This is a genomic window from Solibacillus sp. iso_87 (assembly GCF_056173085.1).
The window spans coordinates 2,275,787-2,297,528 of the sequence record NZ_CM149656.1 but is presented as its reverse complement, the minus strand read 5'-3'; the positions used below and the strand labels follow the sequence as shown (position 1 = coordinate 2,297,528).

The following is a 21,742-nucleotide window of genomic DNA, read 5'->3' as shown; positions in this document are numbered from 1 at the left end:
GAAATCTAGAAAATGTCTTTCTTTATGAATGGGACCGGATTGTCAAATGAATTCTCATAATATTTCATAAATAAGCAAAGAGAGAAATCTCTAAATTTTAAATGTTATGGGGGTGTATTTATATGGGAGGCTATAAAGCAATCATATTCGATTTAGATGATACTTTACTTAACAGGGATGATGCAGTAGATAAAATATTTTTTATCATTTTAGATAAATGTTATGTAGATGTAGAAGATACTCGACGTGATCAAATGTTGCAGGAATTCAAAGAATATGATCGCAGAGACTATGGTAAGAGTGATAAAACAGGGGTTTTTGAATTATTTTTTGATGAGTTCCCACCATATAATAGATTGCCAGGTAATAATATTCAAGATTTTTGGAATACCAATTTTCCCAACTGCTTCTCTATAGATCAAAATACTTTAAATATATTAAATACGATAAAGCAGCGAGCTAGATTTGCACTCATCACAAACGGAACACCCAGTGGATGCATATAATGACTTACATAATTGGATTGAAGACAACCAATATGTCAGGTTAAAAAATAGGTGGCATATAGAAAGATTTTACGAATGGATGGATACTGAAAAAGTGGATGTGGAATGGATGGATACGATTGAATAAATTAAGAGTGATCTGAACCTAGTTCATACTGTTCGGTGCATTTTTGGTGTATAACTTTTTCCCTCGCTACAATATGCCGGAATAAATAGAAAAGCGATGCAAAAAGACGGTTGAATTGTTAATTTAATTCCCAACGTTGTAATCTTATTTAACTGTAAGGCATCGATCATCCTTACGTTTGGAAATGGCATGGCGGATTAAATATGAGTTGCCTGTTGGGAGCCGGTAATAATGACAAGGCGTTCCTTTCTTTTCAACCAAACAAGAAGAAGAGGAAAGGCAAGAGCGCTCGTTTTGGGACTTGCACAATAGTGCGAGTTCCTTTTTTGTTGACAGTATACCTATTGGGGTATAATATGTAGAAAGCAATAGTTGGACTGTTTGTTGAAACATGCCAGCTATTTTAGAAAATTAAACATTTGACACATACCCATAGGGGTAGTATAGTGTGATTAATAAATCATTCCAAATGAGGTGAGCGTATGCAATATGATCCAAAAGTGTTGGCACGCATGAAAAAAGTAGAAGGTCAGCTTCGCGGTATTTTACGGATGATGGAAGAAGAAAAGGACTGTAAAGATGTCATTACGCAGCTAAGTGCTGTCAGGTCTGCTGTCGACCGTACAATCGGTGTCATTGTGACGGATAATTTAGTCGAATGTCTTTCAAAAGAAGATGCTGATACTATCGATAAAAATGCTATGGTCAAACAGGCAGTAGATTTACTAGTAAAAAGTCGATAAGGCTTTTTATTTTTAAAATACATTATACCTATAGGGGTAGGGGGACTTTAATTGGAAAAGAAAAGAACAACAATCGTATTATTCAGCGGTGATTACGATAAGGCAATGGCTGCATACATTATCGCTAACGGTGCGTCCGCATATGATCATGAAGTAACAATTTTTCATACCTTTTGGGGTATCAATGCATTACGAAAACAAGAACCGGTAACTGTTAAAAAAGGGTTCCTTGAAAAAATGTTTGCCAAAATGATGCCGCGTGGTGCGGAAAAACTAGGGCTATCAAAAATGCAGATGCTCGGCATGGGGCCAAAAATGATCAAACATGTAATGAATAACCATAACGCTTTAACATTGACACAACTCGTAGAAATGGCGCAGGAACAGGACATTAAGCTTGTGACATGTACGATGACGATGGATTTATTGGGACTGCAAAAAGAAGAATTGCTGGATGGCATTGAATACGCGGGTGTAGCGGCCTATTTAGCGGATGCGGAAGACGGGAACGTAAACCTATTCATATAGGGGGTGACATATGGAAACAATATTATTAATTGCCGTGATTGTGACCTTTTTTGCCTGGCGCATGAAGCCAGTAAAAGGTGTTAAAACCATTTCAATGGCACAGCTAAAAGCAATGATTAACGACAAAGATAAAGTGTTTGTTGATGTACGTACAGCTGCTGAGTATAAAGCACGTAATGTAAAGCAATTTAAAAATATTCCGCTTGGTTCGGACTTGACAAAACTGCCAAAGGATATAGAAATTGTCGTCATTTGTCAGAGCGGCATGCGTTCAAAGCAAGCATGCAATCAACTTAAAAAATTAGGCTATAAACAAGTTACAAATGTTCGTGGCGGTATGAGTGCATATTAAGGAGGAAATCGTGATGAAAACTATTTTACCAAAAGAAGTACAAGAAAAATTAGAAGGCGGTGAAGCGCTTCATTTAATCGACGTTCGTGAAGTAGCGGAAGTAGAGGCAGGTCATATCCCTGGTGTTACCCATATACCATTAGGATTACTGGAATTCCGTATGCACGAGTTAGATAAAAAAATACCGTATATAATGGTTTGCCGTTCTGGTGCACGCAGTGGTCAGGCAACAGCCTTTTTACAGTCACAAGGATTTGATGTGACAAATATGACTGGTGGCATGCTTGAATGGAATGACGAAGTTAAGTAAGTAAAAAATTTTGAAATAAATTATACCCTTACCGGTATACATGGAGGATAACGATGATTAAATCAGACGTACAACTTGATGCAAAAGGTTTAGTTTGCCCGATGCCGATTGTCAAAACGAAAAAAGCGATGAATAATGTTGAAGAAGGGCAAGTGCTGGAAATACAGGCGACAGACAAAGGTTCTGTCGCGGATTTAGCCGCATGGTCGAAAACAGTCGGTCATCAATATATCGGCTCAAATGAAGTAGATGGTGTGTTTTATCACTATATCCGAAAATGTAATCCGGAATTGAGTGAAACAGCAGAAAAAACATTTGAAGCAACGATTTCAAATGAAGATGCCGTGAAACGAGAAGGCTTGATTTTAGATGTCCGTGAAGCAGCAGAATATGCTTTCGGTCATATTCCGGGAGCAAAATCAATTCCTATGGGCGAATTAACAACACGAATAGATGAACTCGATAAAGACGAAACAATTTATGTCATTTGCCGAACAGGCACACGCTCGGATTTGGCAGCTAAACAACTGGCTGAAGCAGGATTTACAAAAGTATACAATGTCTTGCCGGGTATGATGGGTCATGAAGGTGCGTTACAGAAAGAAATAGAGTAATTTTTTTGAAAAAGGTTCTGAAAAAAAATTTATATAAAATTATACCTATGGGGGTAATGATGATGGCAGTAACAGCAAGGACAGCCGCACAAGTTGCGCGCAAAGTAATTGAAAACAAAGAATTGTTTATTTTAGATGTTCGTAATGCAGATGCATTTATGGACTGGAAAATCGAAGGTCATAAGTTTGATCATTTAAATATTCCTTACTTTGAACTGTTGGATGGTGTAGAAGGAATTTTACCGCAAATTCCTAAGAATCAAGAGGTTTTGGTTGTTTGTGCTAAAGAGGGTTCTTCCATCATGATAGCTGAAATGCTTTCGGATGCGGGTCTTGATGTAGGTTACCTTGAAGGTGGCATGAAGTCTTGGTCGATGTACCTTGTGCCGATTAAAGTTGGAGACTTGGATAATGGTGGTGAACTTTATCAGTTCGTACGTTTAGGGAAGGGCTGTCTTTCATACATGGCAATAAATGGCGGGGAAGCAGCGATTATTGATGCAGTACGCTTCACGGATATCTTCACTAACTTCGCAAAAGAAAAAGGCGTCGAGATTAAGCATGTTTTCGATACACATCTGCACGCAGATCACATCTCCGGCGGACGTCATATTGCAGAAAAAACGGGTGCAACGTACTACCTGCCTCCAAAAGACGCAGAAGAAGTCGTTTTCGACTATACAGCACTTGAAGATGATCTAACAGTAAATTTAGGTACATCGCAGATTGAAGTAGGTGCGATGTATTCACCAGGTCACACGATTGGCTCAACATCATTTGTAATTGACGGAAAGTATTTATTAACAGGAGACATCCTGTTCATCGATTCAATCGGACGTCCGGACTTAGCCGGTTTAACGGAGGATTGGGTAGGTGACTTACGCGAAACATTATATAAACGCTACCGTACATTGTCGGAAGATTTAATCGTGTTGCCGGCGCACTTCATGATCATCGATGAACTGAATGAAGATGGAACCGTGGCAAAACGACTAGGTGATTTATTCGCTGAAAACCATGGTTTAAATGTGAAAAATGAAGAACAGTTCCGTTCAATGGTAACGGACAATTTACCACTGCAACCGAATGCTTATCAGGAAATCCGTATCGTGAATATGGGGAAATTGACGCCAAGCGATGAGGAACAGACAGAGATGGAGATCGGTCCAAACCGCTGTGCAGTAAGATAACGATTAAAACATTATTAATATAACATTCTAATTTAAAGTAAAGAGGAAATAAACATGAATATTAAACAAACACTGGATGCTAAAGGTTTAGCTTGCCCAATGCCGATTGTCAAAACTAAAAAGGCGATTGATACTCTGAATTCCGGAGACGTGCTGGAAGTATTAGTGACAGACAAAGGGGCTTTAAATGATTTTACTGCATGGGCAGGAGCTGGAGGCCATTCAATCGTTGAACAAAAAGAAGAAGCAGGTGTCCTGTACTTCTATATTCAAAAAGCATAAAAAATAGCGGGTAGAAAAGACTTCTATCCACTTTCTTTATTCGACAGTGTATTAGCAATGGCATAAATGAATTTTTGAAAGAAGGAAAGCATATGGAAATCGATTTATCATTAATGTATATAACGGTCATCTTTGCACTTGGATTTATCGGATCGTTTCTTTCCGGTATGCTCGGAGTTGGTGGTTCGATCATCAAATATCCGCTACTGCTCTATATTCCACCATTGTTCGGTTTAGTCGCATTTACCGCACATGAAGTTTCCGGTATTAGTGCCGTACAAGTGTTATTCGCATCGCTTGCAGGGGTTTGGGCTTACCGGAAAAGCGGATTGTTAAATAGAGAGCTTATCCTATATATGGGGGTGGCGATATTAATCGGCAGCTTCATTGGCAGTTACGGCTCGGGATTTTTATCTGAAGATGCCGTGAATATTGTGTATGGGCTATTAGCTGTCATTGCCGCGGTGATGATGTTTATACCGAGGAAAACAGTTGAAGATACTACAGAAATTTCATTCAATAAAGCATTGGCGAGTATACTTGCACTCATCGTAGGTATCGGATCAGGCATTGTCGGAGCAGCCGGCGGGTTTTTACTCGTACCGATTATGTTGACAGTGTTAAAAATTCCAACACGTATTACAATCGCGACAAGTTTGGCGATTACATTCATCTCATCAATCGGTGGCAGTGTCGGTAAAGTTATGACAGGCCAGGTCGACTATTGGCCGGCTTTCATTATGATCATTGCAAGTATCATCGCAGCTCCAATTGGTGCAAAAGTCGGTCAGAAAATGAATGTTAAAATACTGCAATGGCTGCTTGCAATCATGATTGGTGCTACAGCTATTAAAATATGGATAGATATTTTACAATAATTAAATTAGGAAAGGGTGAAGCGGCAAGTTGAGCTTCACTCTTTTTTATTACCTTCACATTGGCTCAATACATTTTTACAAATCTAGCATTCCAGATTTACAAAAGAACTTTACAATGAAATCGAATTACAAATTAGCGGTTGCTTAGGAGGATATTTCATTGATGAAGAACAAGAAAAAATGGTTTACTTATGCACTTGCAGGGACAGTAGCAGTATCATCATTTTCGGTTATGCAGTTCAATTCAGAGGCTGAAGCTAAACAGGCGAAAAAGGATCCGACAAATGTCATCATGCTTGTGATGGACGGTTCCAGCAATAATGCGGTATCGTTGGCACGCTGGTACAAAGGCGAGAGTCTCGCAATGGATGAAATTTTAACAGGTGGTGTGACAACACACTCGGCTGAATCAGCGATTACAGACTCTGCACCAGCTGGAACGGCTCTCGCTACGGGTCACAAATCAAATAGCGGGTATGTAGGGGTATTGCCATCCGTAATTGATATGCCAGGTGTTAACGGGAATCCGGACGATGCATTTACACCAGTTGCTAATGTGTTAGAAGGAGCGAAACAACTTGGCAAATCAACAGGAATTGTTTCTACTTCCGAAATTCAACATGCGACACCAGCAAGCTTTTCTTCACATGTAACCTCTCGCAGTAACTATGACGATATCGGTGAGCAGCAATTGTATCAAAATATGGATGTGATACTTGGCGGTGGATATGATTATTTAAAATCAGAAAACCGGAAAGATGGCGAAAATCTAGTTAGTGTGATTGAAGAGAAAGGATATGACCTCATTACGACACGTGATGAGTTATTAACAACTAAATCCGATAAAATTTACGGGAGTTTTGCCGGTAGTTCTTTAGCATATGAACTAGATCGTACGAAAACAAATCCAAATGAGCCTTCGTTAGCAGAAATGACGTCTACAGCGATTAATACGCTGAACAAAGACAAGGATGGGTTCTTCCTTATGATCGAAGGCAGTAAAATCGACTGGGCAGCCCATGCGAATGATCCAATCGGAATGGTTACGGATATTTTGTCATTCGATGATGCGGTAAATGAAGCGCTGAAATTTGCAAAAAAAGATAGAAATACGATGGTTATAGCAGTAACAGACCACGGCAACAGCGGGATTACGATTGGTAATGAAAATACGAGCTCTACATATGACAAAATAAATATTTCCAATTATATTAACCCATTGAAGAAGGCAACGATGACAGTCGAAGGCGCACTCAGCCACTTAAAGCCAGATCGTTCGAATTTAGTGGATGTAGCGAAGCTATACGGACTGGATAATTTAACTGCAGAGGAAACGGCTGCCCTGAACGCAACAGAAACGAAGAAGCTTGCCGGTACATTCGTCAATCTTTTATCAAAACGTGCGGATTTAGGATACACCACTGGAGGACATACAGGCGATGACGTATTCCTGTACTCTTATGGACCAAAACGAATTTCGGGATTAGTTGATAATACCGATTTAGCAAAAGAAATGGCCAGCTTCATGGGGATTAAATTGGATAAATTAACAAAGGATCTTTACACGAACGCAGAAGAAGCGCTGAATGGTAAAGGAATGACGACTTCAATCGACCTATCGGACAAGGAAAACGCGGTACTTGTAGTGAAGAAAGGTTCGACTACGTTTGAAATCCCTGAAAATAAGGACATAATCATTAAAAAAGAAACGGGTAAATCAGGCAAAGTAACAACAAGTGAAATTCAGACAAATACAATCAGTGTATACAATGAAAGCGGATTTTATATTTCAAAAGAAACGATTAAGAATTTGAAGTAAATACTAAAAATATCCTCGCCAGCTCGATTGGTGAGGATTTTTTGTTTGAAGTAGTCGGGGCATTTATTTAAAGGTAAACAATCATTCGATGTCGAAACTAGAAAATAGACTTAACATGGGGGTAAGGGAATGCACGTCGAAACTGAAAGATTATTAATACGGAAATTTAACAGGAACGATTTACAGGCGGTATATGAATATACATCCGATGCCAATGTGATGAAATATATACCTGAAGGGGTTTTTACAGAAAAAATTGCAAAAGAATTTATCGAACAAAATATGGGGGATGAAGCGGAAAAGTTCGCGGTCATATTGAAAGGTGAAAATACTTTAATTGGGCATATGTTTTTCGGTAAATATTTTGGCGACCATACATATGAAATTGGCTGGGTATTCAATCCGAAATTTTATAATAAAGGCTATGCTACTGAAGCGGCTCAAGCAATGTTACAATATGCCTTTGAAGAAATGAAGCTACATAGAGTGATCGCAACTTGCCAGCCACAAAATCCGCCATCGTATCGTGTAATGGAGAAGATCGGCATGAGAGTGGAAGGGTATTTCAAAAAATGCATTCCAAACGGTGATGAGTGGTGGGATGAATATTATTACGCGATTCTGGGTGAAGAGTGGAAGTAAGCTGCATCAAAGAGGGAGAAAAAATTATGGCATATCATACAACTAAGAGAAGAGTAATTTTAGATTTGGCAATCACTTTGGATGGATTGATCGAAGGAAAAAATGGTGAAATAGACTGGTGCATTATGGACCCCGAAATGAACTTTAACGACTTTTTGAATCAAGTTGATACAATTTTTTACGGCAGAAAAAGCTACGACTTATGGGGACAATATATTCCAGAAGAAGGTTGCTCCGAAACCGAAAAAGAAATGTGGGATTTGGTTCATAGTAAACAGAAATATGTGTTTTCCAGAATTCAAAACGGGACCGGTAATGAAGCAATATTTATAAATGATAACATCCGTGAAGAAGTGATTAAAATAAAGAATAAACCTGGAAAAGATATTTGGCTATATGGCGGAGCAAGCCTTATTACAACTTTTATCGATTTAGGGCTTGTTGATGAATTTAGATTATCCATTCATCCAGTCGTATTGGGAGAAGGGAAACCGCTGTTTATCGATATTAAAGAGAGGTTAAATTTAAAAGTAGTGAATACAAGAACATTCTCTTCCGGTGTTGTACAAATCATTTATCATTATGAGGGGAACTAATATCATCGTAAATTACAGGTGACAGGCTTAAATCAGTTAACTGTTGTGCTCCTAAATAGTCTCATTCAATTTCAATAAAGGGGCATAGTATAGAATGGTTAAGGTTTAATTAAAGGCCGATATTTGCTTAACGTTGTATAAGAAAGTAGTATGAAGATAATTACAAATTTTGGAGGGTTTATTTGCAAAATATTGAAAAAAGAGCGCCAAAAAGGGAACATAGTTTAATCAGCTATAGTTCACTTCTAATCGGTATTATTTGTTTCTTTATCGTCTTTGTAACACCGACAAGGTTAGCCCACACTGGGAATTTGACTGGAGATTATATCACCTATGTCATGACATTTATAGGGGTCTTATTGTCACTTGTGGCGCTATCGAAAGAAAAGGAGAAGAAGTTAATTCCCGTTCTCTCTTTAATTCTTTCCTCATCACTCTTTATTTTTTGGCTATTAGCGCTATTCTTATTGTTTACAGGTCTAATGGATTTTGCTCCATAACTTAATTGAAAGGAGCGGTTCTTGTAAAAGAATTCGCGTCTATTTTTATAAAAGGGGATATATTGGTAATCAAACAAATTGCAGTTATATTGTTATCCTTGCTATTGATAAACGGGTGTAATAATAGCGATACTATACGGAATACAGAAATTGAAAAAAGACTCCATTCATCGATATTATGGTATCCGATAATAGTACAAGCAAAACTTATCTAAACACATTTGACGATTTCGAATGGGACAAGGCGTTTTTAGTTCAGCCTTATACGACACAAGCAGATATAGAAAAACAAATCGGCGTTAAATTTACGGATCCAAGCAATATTGATTCAAGAGATGATATTTATCTTTTAGTTTTTGTCGATGAGGGTAAAGCAGTTCAGTATGCGGAAATTGAACGTTTACATACCACTTTTTCTTTAGGAGATAAAGAGTATCTTGAGCCTACAAATGATGTAATCTATATTGAAAGATAATCCATAAAAACGCATTTAAATTATCTATGATAAATAGGTTGCTTTCCAAAAAGAAAGGGTATATGATTTACTACAGTTTTGGATAGTATAAGGAAAGTGTTCTTTTTTCAATTTACTTATTTTGCTTTTTATGTATAATTATAACTAATAATTTATTATTATTAGGGGGAGTGTTAATTTGAAAATTGAAATGAGTATTGACCCAGCCATAGCGGTTAAAGTTATCCATCAAGCGTTCAAGCGTTACGAAACAGATCCACAACCGTCCAGTGCTTTGAATGAAACTGCAGACTCCATTATTACTGAGATAAAACAAGGGACAGAAATGTTCGGGGTATACGATAACGATGAATTAATAGCACTCGTGAAATGTATTTTAAATGAGGAATTCATTTATTTCTCAAGATTGTCTGTGTTACCTAAAAACCAGGGGAAGGGCGTAGCAACTAACTTGGTGAAATACTTAGAAGACTACGCTGTGCAAAATAATATATTTGTTTCAAAATGCAAAGTTCGAAAAAGTGAAAAGAATAATATCGCGCTTTATTCAAAACTAGGATATAAAATCGTGAAGGAAGAAATCATCATTAATAAAAATGGTGATGATTCCAGCACTAACAATGCAAAAGAATCTAACTATTTGAGGAAGATTTGCAGTTGATTATTTTGATCGATTGTTGCAAGCAATATCGCATTAAATTCTACGTTATAAGTTTTGTTTACAGTGCTTTTAAGGGTTTCTTCAGTATAGACGGAATTACTTAACGCCTCATAATTAATCTTTCCCTCTTTAATAATCGTCATTGGATAGGAAAAAGGTTGGGATGTAATTTTGAGATCTGACTTTGTTACAGGCTGATGGTCAGGTGACAGAAAAATTGAAATCTCTCCATCCGGTTCCCATAGTGCTAATGCAATTTTATTGATATCCGAAATACTTTGTTTTCTCATTTCAGATAAAATAACATCTATTGTAATTCTTGCTTTTTTTAAATTCTTTACATTAATTTCTCCATTTTTAACGAGGGGAATTGGTGGAGGCGCTACAAATTCTCTAAACGGGATAAACTTTCTCATTACATATATACAACCTAAATAAAGGACGACTAAAACAGTCATGGAAATTAAGGAACCTTCTAATCCTAGCCCTTCATCTGATAATGGATGGGCAATAATATTGCCAATGAGTATTGCCATAGCATAATCAAGTAAACGAAGTTGGGAAAACGAACGCAATCCCATTATTTTGACTACAAAAAATAAGAAGATAAAGGCGATAATTGCCCTTAATATCCATTGAAATGCAGTGAGAGATTCTTGTGCGTAAAAAAAATCCACTGTGTCACATCCTTCGAACCTAGTGTTGTTTCTATTCTCACCTAAATTTCTGAAATTATTCGAAGGAGGGCCTACACTGTACCGTTTCCACTAAACTAAGAATCCGAAAGGTTATCCTCTGAGCATCCGACTTTCTGGCTTTTTATATAAAACCATACGCAAAGAATAAACCAGCTATAGCCAAGTGACCAACCAGCTATTACATCTGAAGCGAAGTGACGTGCCTCTGTAATTCGAGAAATTCCAATTAGTAAAGTTAAGATAATAGCTGCAATCCAAACAATCAGTGAGGCTTTGTTTAATGTGTAAAGACGGTTTAGTACATATGCAATCGTAAATAAGTACAATAAACCATGAACCGCATGTCCTGAAGGAAAACTAAATGTAGAAAATTGATCTGTTATATCCGGACGCGGCCTTTCAATTATGCGCTTTAATAGTTGATATAACCCGTATCCACCACCTACGGAAAAAATAACAAACCCAATCAATCTATAGTCTTTTTTGCGAATCCAAATAATGATACAAAGAATTATTGCGACAGTAAAAATAAAATTAGTTTCACCTAAATGATGAAACAGAGTAAAGAATTTGTTTCCGTACAATAATTCAAAAGTGCCTTTGTCAAAAGCTTGAATGAAAGCTGTTTCAAACGTTATCCATAATAAACAGAATACAATGAAAGTAAAAATGCCTAAAATGTATGACCACTTTTTTATATTAGTTCCTCCTAACTAAAAAAATTTAGGATAATGCAAAGTAAATATAATTTATTATGGCTATCTGCAAAGAAAAATACATTGAATTAAAAAGAACTCGATTCCGTTTAAACGAAATCGAGTTTTATTTTTGAGTTCACCAATTTGAAGATGCTGCTAAAGACTGCGAGTCGACTAATTCTGGTTATACAATTCCTTATATAAAACATATTTTAACGCAGCAATTTCATCTTCTGACAGTGTACCTTCCATTTCAGAAACTACTTCATCGATACTAATTGAACCGTTTTGCGCCTGCTCCTGAATCGCTAGTAATCGATTAACGCCTACTTTTTTTATTAACAGACGAGTAGCTTCTTCCTTCGTTTGGAAGGGGAGAGAATCGGGATCCGTAGTTGCCGCTTCGTTTACTATTTCCTGTAGCTTCGGATCTTTTGCGATATAGGATTTCACTTCTTCTTTATCTTCATCATTTAAATTAGCTTCTACTTGTTCGACGATTTTTTCGGAAGCAATATTTGTCCCAAAATGCCACACAGCATAACCAGCTGCTCCGAGTAAAACAAGAATAATTACAGTAACAGTTAAAAATTTCTTCATCAAATCACTCCTGACAATTTGAATATAGCACAAACTCTAAAAAACCACGAAGAAAAGATGTTTCCATAAGTTCATTCATTATATATTTTTTTATTAAATTTTCCAACGCGATATTAGATAAGCTCGTTTGAAAAAAGGAAGATTAACTCGAATGATTTAGGGAAAGTTAAAAAATATGAACAAAAAATATAAATTAGACTTTATAACTGGCAGGTTAGCAAAGTCTATCAAGGAGGTTCATATGTCATGGGAAATACAGAGCGAACAGTTTCTGAATTAATGCTCGATCAATTGTATATGTTCGGTGTAAGACGGATATATGGGGTAGTAGGGGATGCGACATTCGGGCTCATCGATGCACTGGCAAAACAGGATAAGATTAAATACATTGCTGTCAAACATGAGTCGACAGCTGCTTTTATGGCATCTGCAGAAGCCAAATTGACTGGTGGTCTTGGTGTGTGTACTGCAACGATGGGTCCAGGTGCAGCAAATCTTATAAATGGTCTTGGTGATGCGCATGCAGATAGAGCGCCTGTACTTGCAATCACCGGTCAGGCCGAAAGCAGTAAGATTGGAACGGAATATCCGCAATATATTGACCAGCAGGAGCTTGTGAAGCCTTTTGCAGCTTATTCTGCAAATCTGGCTAACCCGGATGCGACGATTGAAGTTCTGCAAAAAGCAGCGCGAACATCTCTCGGACAAAGGGTTGTAACCCATATCTCGATACCAAAGGATATTATGATGATGCCTGCAAAGGGTGAGCCGCGTCGATTGCCGGATGTAATTGAAGGTACTTCCAGCTTTACTAATGAAAGTCTGAAACACGCAGCAGACATTATGAGAACAGCGAAGCGACCAATGATTCTGGCTGGATTAGGTGCCACTTCTGTTTCAGCGGATTTGGAAAAACTGGCGGATTTATGGGGAGCCGGCATTTTAACAAGTTTAGGCGGAAAAGGTTTGTTTGATGAATCTTCACCGCTTGTTTTACAAGGGATTGGCGAAGGCGGGAATCCTTATGCTGCTGATGTATTTAAGCAGGCAGATGTAGTACTTCTTGCGGGCACGACTTGGTGGCCGGAAGGGTTTGTGCCAACAGATGCACGAATTATTCAGATCGATCGCCAATTTGATAAGTTTGTAAAAGAAATTCCGACAGAACTAGGAATCATGGGTAAAACAGAAGAAATTATTCCAATTTTAACGGAGAGCCTGCAAGAATTCTCCCGCTCTGAGGACTGGGTAGCCCACTTACAGCAAGCAAAAGATAAATGGGCAGCGCAAAATGAGGAGGAGGGCAATATTAAAGGTTATCCTGTTCATCCTTCCCGAATAATACGTGCCATTGACCGAACAGTAGCACCGGATGCTATTCTCGCACTGGATACAGGAGATAATACAGTATGGACGAATCGTAACTTCAAACAAAAAAATCAATCTGTATTATTTTCCGGTTACTGGCGAACAATGGGCTTTGGTCTTCCAGCAGCAATTGCCGCCAAGCTCATTAAGCCAGAAAAACAAGTAGTGGCGATTGTAGGGGACGGAGGGCTTCAAATGGTGCTTGCAGATTTATTGACAGCAACTCGCTACGAACTTGATATTACGGTCGTTGTCTTGAATAATGAAAGTCTGCAAATGGAGAGGGATAAGCTGAAAGTTGCGAAGAAGGAAGAAGTAGGAGTTGATTTAACTAACCCTGATTTTGTGAAATTGGCAGAAGCTTGCGGTTGGAAAGGATTACGACCTGCTTCAGATAACGAGCTGGACTCTGTGATAGAAGAAGCACTCAATACGAAGGGTCCTACACTGGTGGATATCAGCACAGCACAAGTATTTTTCCCGGAAACAACATAAAAGATGAGCACAATTGATTTAATTGAAGAATAAAGTCTGAAACTGTTTAAAGTAAATCATACAGGGTATTCAAAAAAATGTAACAGTTTTTGTGAAGGAAAATCTGATAAGCAGTTTTAAACCTTACGGAATTTATCCTCGCAATGAATGTACTAACTAGATAGGAGATGATTTTTGATGGGAAACCCAAATCTTAACGATCCACGAAAAAAATTTCATACGGAGAAATTCCCGGATCAAGAACAGAGTACTCCAGCGCTACAAAATGAAATGAGTCCAAAACCTGATTGTGGAGAAAAATCATATAAAGGGCATAATCGTCTGGAAGGACGAAATGCATTAGTTACCGGTGGCGATTCCGGAATTGGCCGTGCTGCCGCGATTGCTTATGCACGCGAAGGAGCAAATGTAGCAATTCAGTTCTTCCCTGGTGAAGAAGAAGACGCAAATGAAGTAAAAGCATTAATCGAAGAAGCGGGTCAAAAAGCCTTGCTGCTACCATATGACTTGCGTGAAGATGGCGCGGCGACAGAAATGGTGAAAAAAACAGTGGAAGCTTTTGGCGGATTGGACACACTCGTCCTGAATGCAGGACAGCAGATTGCACAGCAGACACTAAGCGATTTAACAATCAAACAAGTAGAAGATACGTTCAAAGTAAATGTTATCAGCATGTTTGAAGCCGTTAAAGCTGCTGAAGAACATTTGGAACCGGGAAGTGCGATTATTACAACGACATCGGTTCAATCGTACAATCCATCCACATTTTTAATGGACTATGCTTCTACAAAAGGTGCGATCAGCAACTTTACAGTAAACCTTTCTGGTTACTTTGCTTCTAAAGGGGTACGTGTGAACGGAGTTGCGCCAGGACCGATCTGGACACCGCTACAGTTGGATAATGGACAACCGGACGGCAAAATCCCTGAATTTGGCCAAAATGCACCACTTGGTCGTGCAGGACAGCCGGCAGAGCTTGCCCCAGTATATGTCCTTCTAGCATCCGATGAAGGAAGCTACATTACCGGACAGATTTACGGGGTAACAGGCGGCGAACCAATCGACTTATAATCTTGAAGGGCATCAGAAAAAATTCCCTTCGAACGAAGTGATATATTAAATACAGCAATCTCCTGATTATACAGGAGGTTGCTGTTTTATTTTATTTCAATTTTCTTAACAATTGTTGGAAAATAATACTTATAATAAAATTGCATGTTACAAACCAAATTTTACACCTTACATACAGCTTTTTACGTGTTAGCGCCAATTAAAAAATCTGTAAAAAAGGCGGTGCTATACTACAAATCAAGAGGGAGGACTTATGAAAATTCATTTACATTTTGAGCAGCAACTTTCGGAAATCGAAGTTCATGTTCATGCGCCAGAATATGATGAGCAAGTGGCGCAGCTATTGAAAAAGCTTAATCAAGCAACGAAAAATGATACAATTGCCGGCTACATTGATGGGGATATTCATTTGATTAAAATGCAGGATGTATACAGCATTTACAGCGAGCAAGGGAAAGTTTATATCCAAACGGATGAGCAGGAACTGGAAGTGAAACAAAAGCTGTATGAGCTGGAGGAACGATTTTCAACACAGCTGATACGTGTCAATAAGGCAACACTTGTGCATTTTGAGAAAATTGCTTCGATCCAGTCGAAGGTGCTTGGCAACCCGCAACTTACACTTGAAAATGGGGTTACGATTCCGATAAGCCGCAATTATTTCAAAGCATTAAAAGAGGCATTCGGGTTAGGGGGAAATGGCAAGTGAAAAATTTAATACAAAGTATTTTGATAAGTTTATGTTCATCCTATTTCATCATCATGCTTAACTCTATAAAGTCTCCACATGATTACTGGATGAGTGAAACGATTGTACATCAGTTTTTCTTTGCAGTCATTTTAGGAATTATCATTGCAGTCGCAAATCAACTGTATAAATTGGATTGGTCAATGTTTGTTGTACTTTTAATCCATTATGCAATTACTGTAACCGCAGTCTTTATCATAGGGTATTATGGCAGCTGGTTTGAACTTTATAACGGTAAATCCATCTTTTTATTATACGCTCGTGCTTCGGTTATATATTTCATCGTTTGGCTGTATTATTATACCGATGAAAAGCGTGCAATACGAAAAATGAATAGTCAACTTCAACATCGAGGTGAGTAACATGAAAGTATTGATTGATGTCCAACAGTTAACAAAGCGGTACGGAGGATTCGAAGCCGTAAAAAGGATTAGCTTTTCAGTGCAAAAGGGTGCGCTATTTGCATTTATTGGAAATAATGGTGCGGGTAAATCTACTTCAATTGAAATGTTATGTACGCTTTTAGAGAAAACGAGCGGAACGGTTACAATCGATGGGCATACACTTGGTACACTGAAAGGCAATGAGGCAATTCGCCGAACGATTGGTATTGTATTTCAGGAAAGTATTTTAGATCATCAATTGACGGTGAAGGAAAATATCCTGCATCGTGGCCGTTTTTATCGTTTACCTAAGCCGATATTACAGGAAAATTATGATTTTGTGCAGCAGTACTTACAGCTTGCAGACATCGAGCATAAAAAATACGGTTCGCTTTCAGGCGGGCAGCGTCGTCGAGCAGATATTGCGCGGGCAATAATTCATAAGCCCAAGCTGTTATTTTTAGATGAGCCGACGACAGGACTCGATCCCCTAACACGTCAATTTGTTTGGGATACTATTGAGCGGTTGCGCAAGGAAATAGGCATGACCATATTTTTGACAACACATTATATGGAAGAGGCAGCACATGCAGATGATATTGTCATCATGAAGAATGGGGAAATTATTGCACAAGGATCGCCGAATGAGTTAAAAGCACTTTATGCGAAGGACTTATTACAATTTGTATTAAAGCCGACTGTTGCAATTGAAGATGTTACAGCCATTTTACCAGGGGCCCCTGAAAAGCAGCAAGACGGGTGGAAGGTGCAAGTATCTTCTACAATTTCGACGATTCCAGTTTTAGCACAACTCGAGCCATATATTACATCATTTGAAGTAATTAAAGGTTCGCTCGACCAAGTATTTATTGAAACGAATGTAGCGGGGGAGGAAAACTAATATGCTGATGAGCTTAATTGTTCGTAATAATAAAATCTTCTTCCGAGACAAAATGCTCATCTTTTTCTCATTGCTGTCTGTTTTGATTTCAATCGGGTTATTTATTGTCTTTTTACAGAAGCTGCAAATTGATACAATTAGTCAGGTAATCGAAATGACGCCAGCAGTTGAATTATTTGTAAGTCAATGGATGATTGCTGGTATTTTAACAATGACAGCCATGACATCAACTCTAGCAGTATTTGCTATATTCGTAAGTGATCAGGAATCAAAGCGTACAGCTGATTTTCTTGTTACATCGGCATCCCGGTTTTCAATTCAGCTAAGCTATGTCTTCAGCTCAGTTATGATCGGGTTTATCATGACGTCTATTGCTTTTATTGTATGTGAAATATATTTATTGACGCTTGGTGCAGAGCTGCCGAGTGTATGGAAGTTCTTGCAACTAATGGGCATCATTATGCTTGCCGTGTTGCTGAGCGCAATGATTAATTTAGTGATTGTACTTTTGGCGAAATCAGCAAAAGCATTTTCAACGGTAAATTCCCTGGTTGGTACACTAATTGGCTTCTTATGCGCAGTCTATGTTCCGATGGGGGTGCTGCCGAAAGCAATTCAAACAGTCATACATTTATTTCCTGTTAGTCACGTCGCAGTATTGTTACGTCAACTTATGATGGAAGATTCTTTGCGAACGGTGTTTGGAAATGCGGAAGAGGCAATGGATTCCTATATGCTAACTTACGGAGTTGTTTACGAAATAGGTGGGAGTATTTTAGGGACGCAATCAAGTGTGTTATTTATTTGCAGTTCGATTGTTGGTATAGCTCTCTTTGCAGCTGTTCTATTCCGCCTGCAGCATAAGTGAGGTCTTTCAAATGGAATATGTAACGTCATTTTGGAAAAAACAATTAATAAGCTTTGAGAAAAATGGTTGAAGTTCGGATAAATGATGAAAAAAGAAGTAAACCAAAGTAGGGGTTATGATTGAATTTATAATTGTTCCTAGTCAAACTGAATCACTCTGTTAAAGTAACTTAAATCTTCCCCTTTCAGCTTTGGTTGTTCAAGCAACTACATGAGCAGTAAGTATAAACTCTTACAAACTTATTTTAATATTGGTTTTTGAGTATCTGATTTCCAATCTAAAATAAAGGGAGCTTGTGTTGGGTTTAAATTAGAAGGTAAGTCCTCTTTTGCTATGAAATATAATTCTTTACTTTCATTGTTCATATTTAGCTCGCCCTCATAATTTTTGGTAAAGAGTATAATTTGTACACTGTATACTTGGTCTCCGTTAGGATAAGATGCGAAACCTTTTTTACCAGAGTATAAACCAAATAAAGATAAATCTTTTAACACTAAATTTGTTTCTTCTAAAACTTCTCGCTTTACCGTTTCCTCAAAAGTTTCCCCGATTTCCATAATGCCCCCTGGAATCCCCCAGGTATTGTTATCAGTTCTTCTTTGTAACAAAATACGTCCTAATTCATCTTCAATAATAGCCCCACAGCCTATTGTTAATAAGGTTTCATGTCCGATTAAATTTCTCATTGTTTGTATGTAATCATTCACAAGATAATCCTCCATTAAAACAGTTTTATAAATATACGTTTTTAATAAAGAGAAGTTCCCCATGCATCATTTAATAACAGCTCTTTTCTTAACATTGTAAATGTATAATTCAATCCTCATACAACAATCGGGAGCCATTTTTAATAAGAAGATCGCGTATAAACTTATCTTTTGTTTATTTTAATACTTAAAGGTAAAGTCTTATGCCTTCCTTATACAACAATAGGGCGTTTTCCTTGAATAAGAGAAGGTGATTTTTCTGTTAAAGGCCAGGATGTGGAATAAACCATTCTGTATAATGCTACAAAAAGAGGCTTTGGTAACTTTTCGTATGTAATAACTTTATGCTAATATTAGTTTTAATTTTTTCTTTAAAGGAGTATTTTGTGAAATCTTTAACTTTATTGATTTACGGAACAAATATCCCACCGCATAAGCATTTACACAAATTGGGAAACAAATTTATTTACCATTTCATGAAAGTAAGAAATACAGTAGATTTTACTGCTGAGGAATATTATGAAGTTATCGTCGAAGAGCAATCACTTAATTCGACTCAAAGAAATTATATAACTGCTCCAATCATTCCAATTCATAAAAACTACATGCAAAACCTTTTAAATGTATATGATAATTTAAATGCAACTGTAATTTTATGTACTGAAGAACACGAACATCCATTAGTTCACTTTAATGATATTGAGTATGAAGGATACTGTTATTATGAAATGAATACAGATAATAAAATATTATTTTTTGAGGTAGGAGAGACTAAATATGTGGTTCCACTTTCTAAAAATTCTCCCTCTGAACAATTAATGCTAAATTATATAAAAAATTATATTGATACAATGTACAACTAATAATTAAATCGTATTATAAGAATTAGTCCGATTAACGGATAGATTATGTCTATCAAATTTATAATTCCCCTTTTAAATTTACAATATCAGAATGAAGGATTTAATAATATTCGTTCTTCAACAAACGGGCGCGATTGTTGAAGAAGCGTCCCTTTTCATAATAAACTCCTGGATTGAATATTTTAGAAACGTAAAATAGAATCAAATTAAACGTATAAATTAAATCCCAAAAACCTGTAAAAAGGGTATGGTTTTTTTTTACCTTGCATAGTTTAGTCAAGGAATGCATTACATGGGATAGTATAGGTCTAAGTAGTTACCTTTATTTATGCAGGAATATTAGAGTATTTATTAAGTAATTTATCTAATTCTCGACTACAATTTACTACTTCTGGGTGTGTGAATCCTAAATCGTTAGCTTTTTTATACAAATCTTTTCTTTTTAATTCGATTTTTAGTTTCAATATTGTTCTTAGTGATAAAAACCTCATGCACAAGTTCCTTTCTCTTTATTTAATAATACTTTACAAAAACAACGACTTTTATAATAAGTAAAATTTTATTTGGTTATAGGCTTTTTTATTTTAGCCAAAAATAGGTATGATGTCTAACTTTAAAAGCGTTGTTTTTTAACATCTTTTTGCTTAACATAGTAAATGTAATAATGTGATGCAGTTTTTTTGGACAAAAGGATTTAGAACATTTATACTGTTTTGTGTTCCTTTAATTTACAGCAAAATATGTATTTAATAGTAAGGAAGATTGTTTTAATATGAAACGTTTTAAATTAAAGCTAATAATAGTGTTATCTATAGTATTAGTCATATTCTTTATTGGAATAAGTATGTATACTTCCTATATAAAGATTGAAGATACAGTGGAAGAGGCGATTGCTAACCAAAATCTTGAAACTGCCAAAACCATTGCAAAGGCGATTGACTTGGAAACGTATGAGCGATTTTTAAAAGAACGGAATCGTGATGAAGATTATTGGACAATACGACATTATTTGAACGATGCCCGAGAAAAACTAGGTGTATTATACGTATATACTATGGAAATAGACAATCCTACTACATCGAAAGTTTTAATTGTAGGTTATCCTGAAAACAAGGATAATCCAAATGATTTTCTAATAGGTGAAGCTTGTACAGTACCGGAAGCCCAAGTGAAATTAGCGTATGAAGAAGGAAAGCAATTTGTAACAGAGATCCTAGAAGATACGAAATATGATCATCATTATATAACGGTTGGGACTCCTATTATGAATGGAAAAGGGGAAATCATTAGCTACCTTAGCATTGATATTAGTATGGAGACACTTGACGGGATTAAAGAAACAGTTATTAATAGTAATATTTTTCTATTAGTACTCAGTGGACTTTTTGTTATTATTGTTATTATTTCTTTCTTACTTTTACAAAAGTGGTATCAAAAAGAAGTTGGAACTACGGAGTCTACATATCAAAAGGAAATTAAAACATTAATTGCTTCTGTCTCATCGTTAAGGCACGATTATACTAATCATATCCAAGTTTTACATGGATTTTTGCATATAGGTGAGGTAGATCAAGCGATAAAGTATGTCGATTCTTTGTCTAAAGACATACAGACAATTGAATCCATTAAATTGAATCTTGAGCACCCAGGATTAGCGATATTACTGCAAACAAAAAAATTAACATGTCAAAATCAACAAATTGAAATACAGATAACTGTTGATGATAATCCATTTGATAACATAAAAACGATTGATTTAATCAATATATTATCTAACATCATTGATAATGCGATAGAAGCGACAATGGAGTTGCCAGAGGAACAACGTAAAATTACAGTTAGCTGTAAAGCAGACGAGTTATATTATACGTTCTCGATTACGAATGTTGGGCGAAAGCTACCTGATAAAAATCAAATTTTTAAACAAGGCTACTCAACAAAAAAAGTAGAGAAAGGAAGAGTTAGAGGACAAGGTTTGTTTATAGTTAAGGAAACAATTAATAAATACAATGGAACGATTACACTTGATACAATAAACGAAAAAGAGACAATAGCGATTGTGAAAATCCCTATTAAGTAAATAGTAAAAGGTTTTCAAATGACGTTATAGTTATTCCAT

Annotated in this window: 27 protein-coding genes and 1 pseudogene; 23 read left to right on the top strand and 5 right to left on the bottom strand. The window is 36.8% G+C overall.

Annotated elements, in window-relative coordinates; genetic code table 11:
* Positions 1-122 precede the first annotated feature (122 nt).
* The 15 genes and pseudogenes from AC0VXV_RS11635 to AC0VXV_RS11565 form a co-directional block, all read left to right on the top strand.
* Positions 123-488: pseudogene (locus tag AC0VXV_RS11635) on the top strand (HAD family hydrolase); the annotation flags it as partial.
* A 627-nt stretch (positions 489-1,115) separates the two neighbouring features.
* Complete coding sequence (locus AC0VXV_RS11630; protein WP_339194770.1) at positions 1,116-1,376, top strand: metal-sensitive transcriptional regulator; 261 nt, start codon at positions 1,116-1,118, stop codon at positions 1,374-1,376.
* A gap of 51 nt (positions 1,377-1,427) precedes the next feature.
* The gene (locus AC0VXV_RS11625) at positions 1,428-1,904 is read left to right on the top strand and encodes a DsrE/DsrF/DrsH-like family protein (RefSeq protein WP_475528324.1); all 477 of its coding nucleotides are present in this window, start codon (positions 1,428-1,430) and stop codon (positions 1,902-1,904) included.
* A gap of 10 nt (positions 1,905-1,914) precedes the next feature.
* The gene (locus AC0VXV_RS11620) at positions 1,915-2,256 is read left to right on the top strand and encodes a rhodanese-like domain-containing protein (protein WP_475528323.1); all 342 of its coding nucleotides are present in this window, start codon (positions 1,915-1,917) and stop codon (positions 2,254-2,256) included.
* Positions 2,257-2,269: 13 nt separating this feature from the next.
* Positions 2,270-2,566 carry a rhodanese-like domain-containing protein gene (locus AC0VXV_RS11615; RefSeq protein ID WP_475528322.1) on the top strand — a complete coding sequence of 99 codons (297 nt, stop codon included), beginning with the start codon at positions 2,270-2,272 and terminating at the stop codon, positions 2,564-2,566.
* Positions 2,567-2,619: 53 nt separating this feature from the next.
* Positions 2,620-3,180, top strand: coding sequence for a sulfurtransferase TusA family protein (locus AC0VXV_RS11610; RefSeq protein ID WP_475528321.1), 561 nt, complete (start codon positions 2,620-2,622; stop codon positions 3,178-3,180).
* A gap of 62 nt (positions 3,181-3,242) precedes the next feature.
* Positions 3,243-4,370 carry an MBL fold metallo-hydrolase gene (locus AC0VXV_RS11605; protein WP_475531457.1) on the top strand — a complete coding sequence of 376 codons (1,128 nt, stop codon included), beginning with the start codon at positions 3,243-3,245 and terminating at the stop codon, positions 4,368-4,370.
* 54 nt (positions 4,371-4,424) lie between these two features.
* Positions 4,425-4,652 carry a sulfurtransferase TusA family protein gene (locus tag AC0VXV_RS11600; RefSeq protein WP_475528320.1) on the top strand — a complete coding sequence of 76 codons (228 nt, stop codon included), beginning with the start codon at positions 4,425-4,427 and terminating at the stop codon, positions 4,650-4,652.
* Between the two features lie 92 nt (positions 4,653-4,744).
* Positions 4,745-5,530, top strand: a complete 786-nt coding sequence (locus AC0VXV_RS11595; protein ID WP_475528319.1) for a sulfite exporter TauE/SafE family protein — start codon at positions 4,745-4,747, stop codon at positions 5,528-5,530.
* A gap of 163 nt (positions 5,531-5,693) precedes the next feature.
* Entirely contained in the window at positions 5,694-7,349 is a 1,656-nt protein-coding gene (locus tag AC0VXV_RS11590; RefSeq protein WP_475528318.1) for an alkaline phosphatase, read from the top strand.
* 129 nt (positions 7,350-7,478) lie between these two features.
* On the top strand, positions 7,479-7,991 hold the full coding sequence (locus AC0VXV_RS11585) for a GNAT family N-acetyltransferase (RefSeq protein ID WP_475528317.1): 513 nt from the start codon (positions 7,479-7,481) through the stop codon (positions 7,989-7,991).
* A gap of 26 nt (positions 7,992-8,017) precedes the next feature.
* Positions 8,018-8,587 carry a dihydrofolate reductase family protein gene (locus AC0VXV_RS11580; protein WP_475528316.1) on the top strand — a complete coding sequence of 190 codons (570 nt, stop codon included), beginning with the start codon at positions 8,018-8,020 and terminating at the stop codon, positions 8,585-8,587.
* A gap of 182 nt (positions 8,588-8,769) precedes the next feature.
* Complete coding sequence (locus tag AC0VXV_RS11575) at positions 8,770-9,087, top strand: hypothetical protein (RefSeq protein WP_475528315.1); 318 nt, start codon at positions 8,770-8,772, stop codon at positions 9,085-9,087.
* 178 nt (positions 9,088-9,265) lie between these two features.
* On the top strand, positions 9,266-9,562 hold the full coding sequence (locus AC0VXV_RS11570) for a hypothetical protein (protein WP_475528313.1): 297 nt from the start codon (positions 9,266-9,268) through the stop codon (positions 9,560-9,562).
* Positions 9,563-9,740: 178 nt separating this feature from the next.
* Positions 9,741-10,223: a GNAT family N-acetyltransferase gene (locus tag AC0VXV_RS11565; protein WP_475528312.1), complete on the top strand. Its 483-nt coding sequence runs from the start codon at positions 9,741-9,743 to the stop codon at positions 10,221-10,223.
* On the opposite strand, the gene AC0VXV_RS11560 is transcribed toward AC0VXV_RS11565, so the two are convergent.
* From AC0VXV_RS11560 to AC0VXV_RS11550, 3 genes are all read right to left on the bottom strand, one after another.
* The gene (locus AC0VXV_RS11560) at positions 10,199-10,900 is read right to left on the bottom strand and encodes a DUF421 domain-containing protein (protein ID WP_475528311.1); all 702 of its coding nucleotides are present in this window, start codon (positions 10,898-10,900) and stop codon (positions 10,199-10,201) included. The genes AC0VXV_RS11565 and AC0VXV_RS11560 overlap by 25 nt on opposite strands.
* A 95-nt stretch (positions 10,901-10,995) precedes the next feature.
* Positions 10,996-11,391 (bottom strand): phosphatase PAP2 family protein, encoded by a 396-nt coding sequence (locus tag AC0VXV_RS11555; protein ID WP_475528309.1) that lies wholly within the window; start codon positions 11,389-11,391, stop codon positions 10,996-10,998.
* Positions 11,392-11,793: 402 nt separating this feature from the next.
* Positions 11,794-12,219, bottom strand: coding sequence for a hypothetical protein (locus AC0VXV_RS11550; protein ID WP_475528308.1), 426 nt, complete (start codon positions 12,217-12,219; stop codon positions 11,794-11,796).
* 246 nt (positions 12,220-12,465) lie between these two features.
* On the opposite strand from AC0VXV_RS11550, the gene AC0VXV_RS11545 reads away from it, so the two are divergent.
* From AC0VXV_RS11545 to AC0VXV_RS11520, 6 genes are all read left to right on the top strand, one after another.
* Complete coding sequence (locus tag AC0VXV_RS11545) at positions 12,466-14,082, top strand: thiamine pyrophosphate-binding protein (RefSeq protein ID WP_475528307.1); 1,617 nt, start codon at positions 12,466-12,468, stop codon at positions 14,080-14,082.
* 177 nt (positions 14,083-14,259) lie between these two features.
* The gene (locus AC0VXV_RS11540; RefSeq protein ID WP_475528305.1) at positions 14,260-15,153 is read left to right on the top strand and encodes an SDR family oxidoreductase; all 894 of its coding nucleotides are present in this window, start codon (positions 14,260-14,262) and stop codon (positions 15,151-15,153) included.
* 253 nt (positions 15,154-15,406) lie between these two features.
* Positions 15,407-15,862 (top strand): LytTR family DNA-binding domain-containing protein, encoded by a 456-nt coding sequence (locus tag AC0VXV_RS11535; protein ID WP_475528304.1) that lies wholly within the window; start codon positions 15,407-15,409, stop codon positions 15,860-15,862.
* Positions 15,859-16,263 (top strand): DUF3021 domain-containing protein, encoded by a 405-nt coding sequence (locus AC0VXV_RS11530; RefSeq protein WP_475528303.1) that lies wholly within the window; start codon positions 15,859-15,861, stop codon positions 16,261-16,263. The genes AC0VXV_RS11535 and AC0VXV_RS11530 overlap by 4 nt, the downstream gene beginning before the upstream one ends.
* Before the next feature lies 1 nt (position 16,264).
* Positions 16,265-17,185, top strand: coding sequence for an ABC transporter ATP-binding protein (locus AC0VXV_RS11525; protein ID WP_475528301.1), 921 nt, complete (start codon positions 16,265-16,267; stop codon positions 17,183-17,185).
* A gap of 1 nt (position 17,186) precedes the next feature.
* On the top strand, positions 17,187-18,053 hold the full coding sequence (locus AC0VXV_RS11520; protein ID WP_475528300.1) for an ABC transporter permease: 867 nt from the start codon (positions 17,187-17,189) through the stop codon (positions 18,051-18,053).
* Positions 18,054-18,292: 239 nt separating this feature from the next.
* Here AC0VXV_RS11520 and AC0VXV_RS11515 read toward each other — a convergent pair whose 3' ends face one another.
* Positions 18,293-18,760 (bottom strand): NUDIX hydrolase, encoded by a 468-nt coding sequence (locus AC0VXV_RS11515; protein WP_475528299.1) that lies wholly within the window; start codon positions 18,758-18,760, stop codon positions 18,293-18,295.
* A 386-nt stretch (positions 18,761-19,146) separates the two neighbouring features.
* Here AC0VXV_RS11515 and AC0VXV_RS11510 point away from each other — a divergent pair, with 386 nt between their 5' ends.
* Entirely contained in the window at positions 19,147-19,623 is a 477-nt protein-coding gene (locus tag AC0VXV_RS11510) for a hypothetical protein (protein WP_475528298.1), read from the top strand.
* A gap of 326 nt (positions 19,624-19,949) precedes the next feature.
* Here AC0VXV_RS11510 and AC0VXV_RS11505 read toward each other — a convergent pair whose 3' ends face one another.
* Positions 19,950-20,114, bottom strand: coding sequence for a Spo0E family sporulation regulatory protein-aspartic acid phosphatase (locus tag AC0VXV_RS11505; protein WP_475528297.1), 165 nt, complete (start codon positions 20,112-20,114; stop codon positions 19,950-19,952).
* Between the two features lie 281 nt (positions 20,115-20,395).
* On the opposite strand from AC0VXV_RS11505, the gene AC0VXV_RS11500 reads away from it, so the two are divergent.
* Complete coding sequence (locus AC0VXV_RS11500; RefSeq protein WP_475528296.1) at positions 20,396-21,703, top strand: sensor histidine kinase; 1,308 nt, start codon at positions 20,396-20,398, stop codon at positions 21,701-21,703.
* Positions 21,704-21,742: the final 39 nt, after the last annotated feature.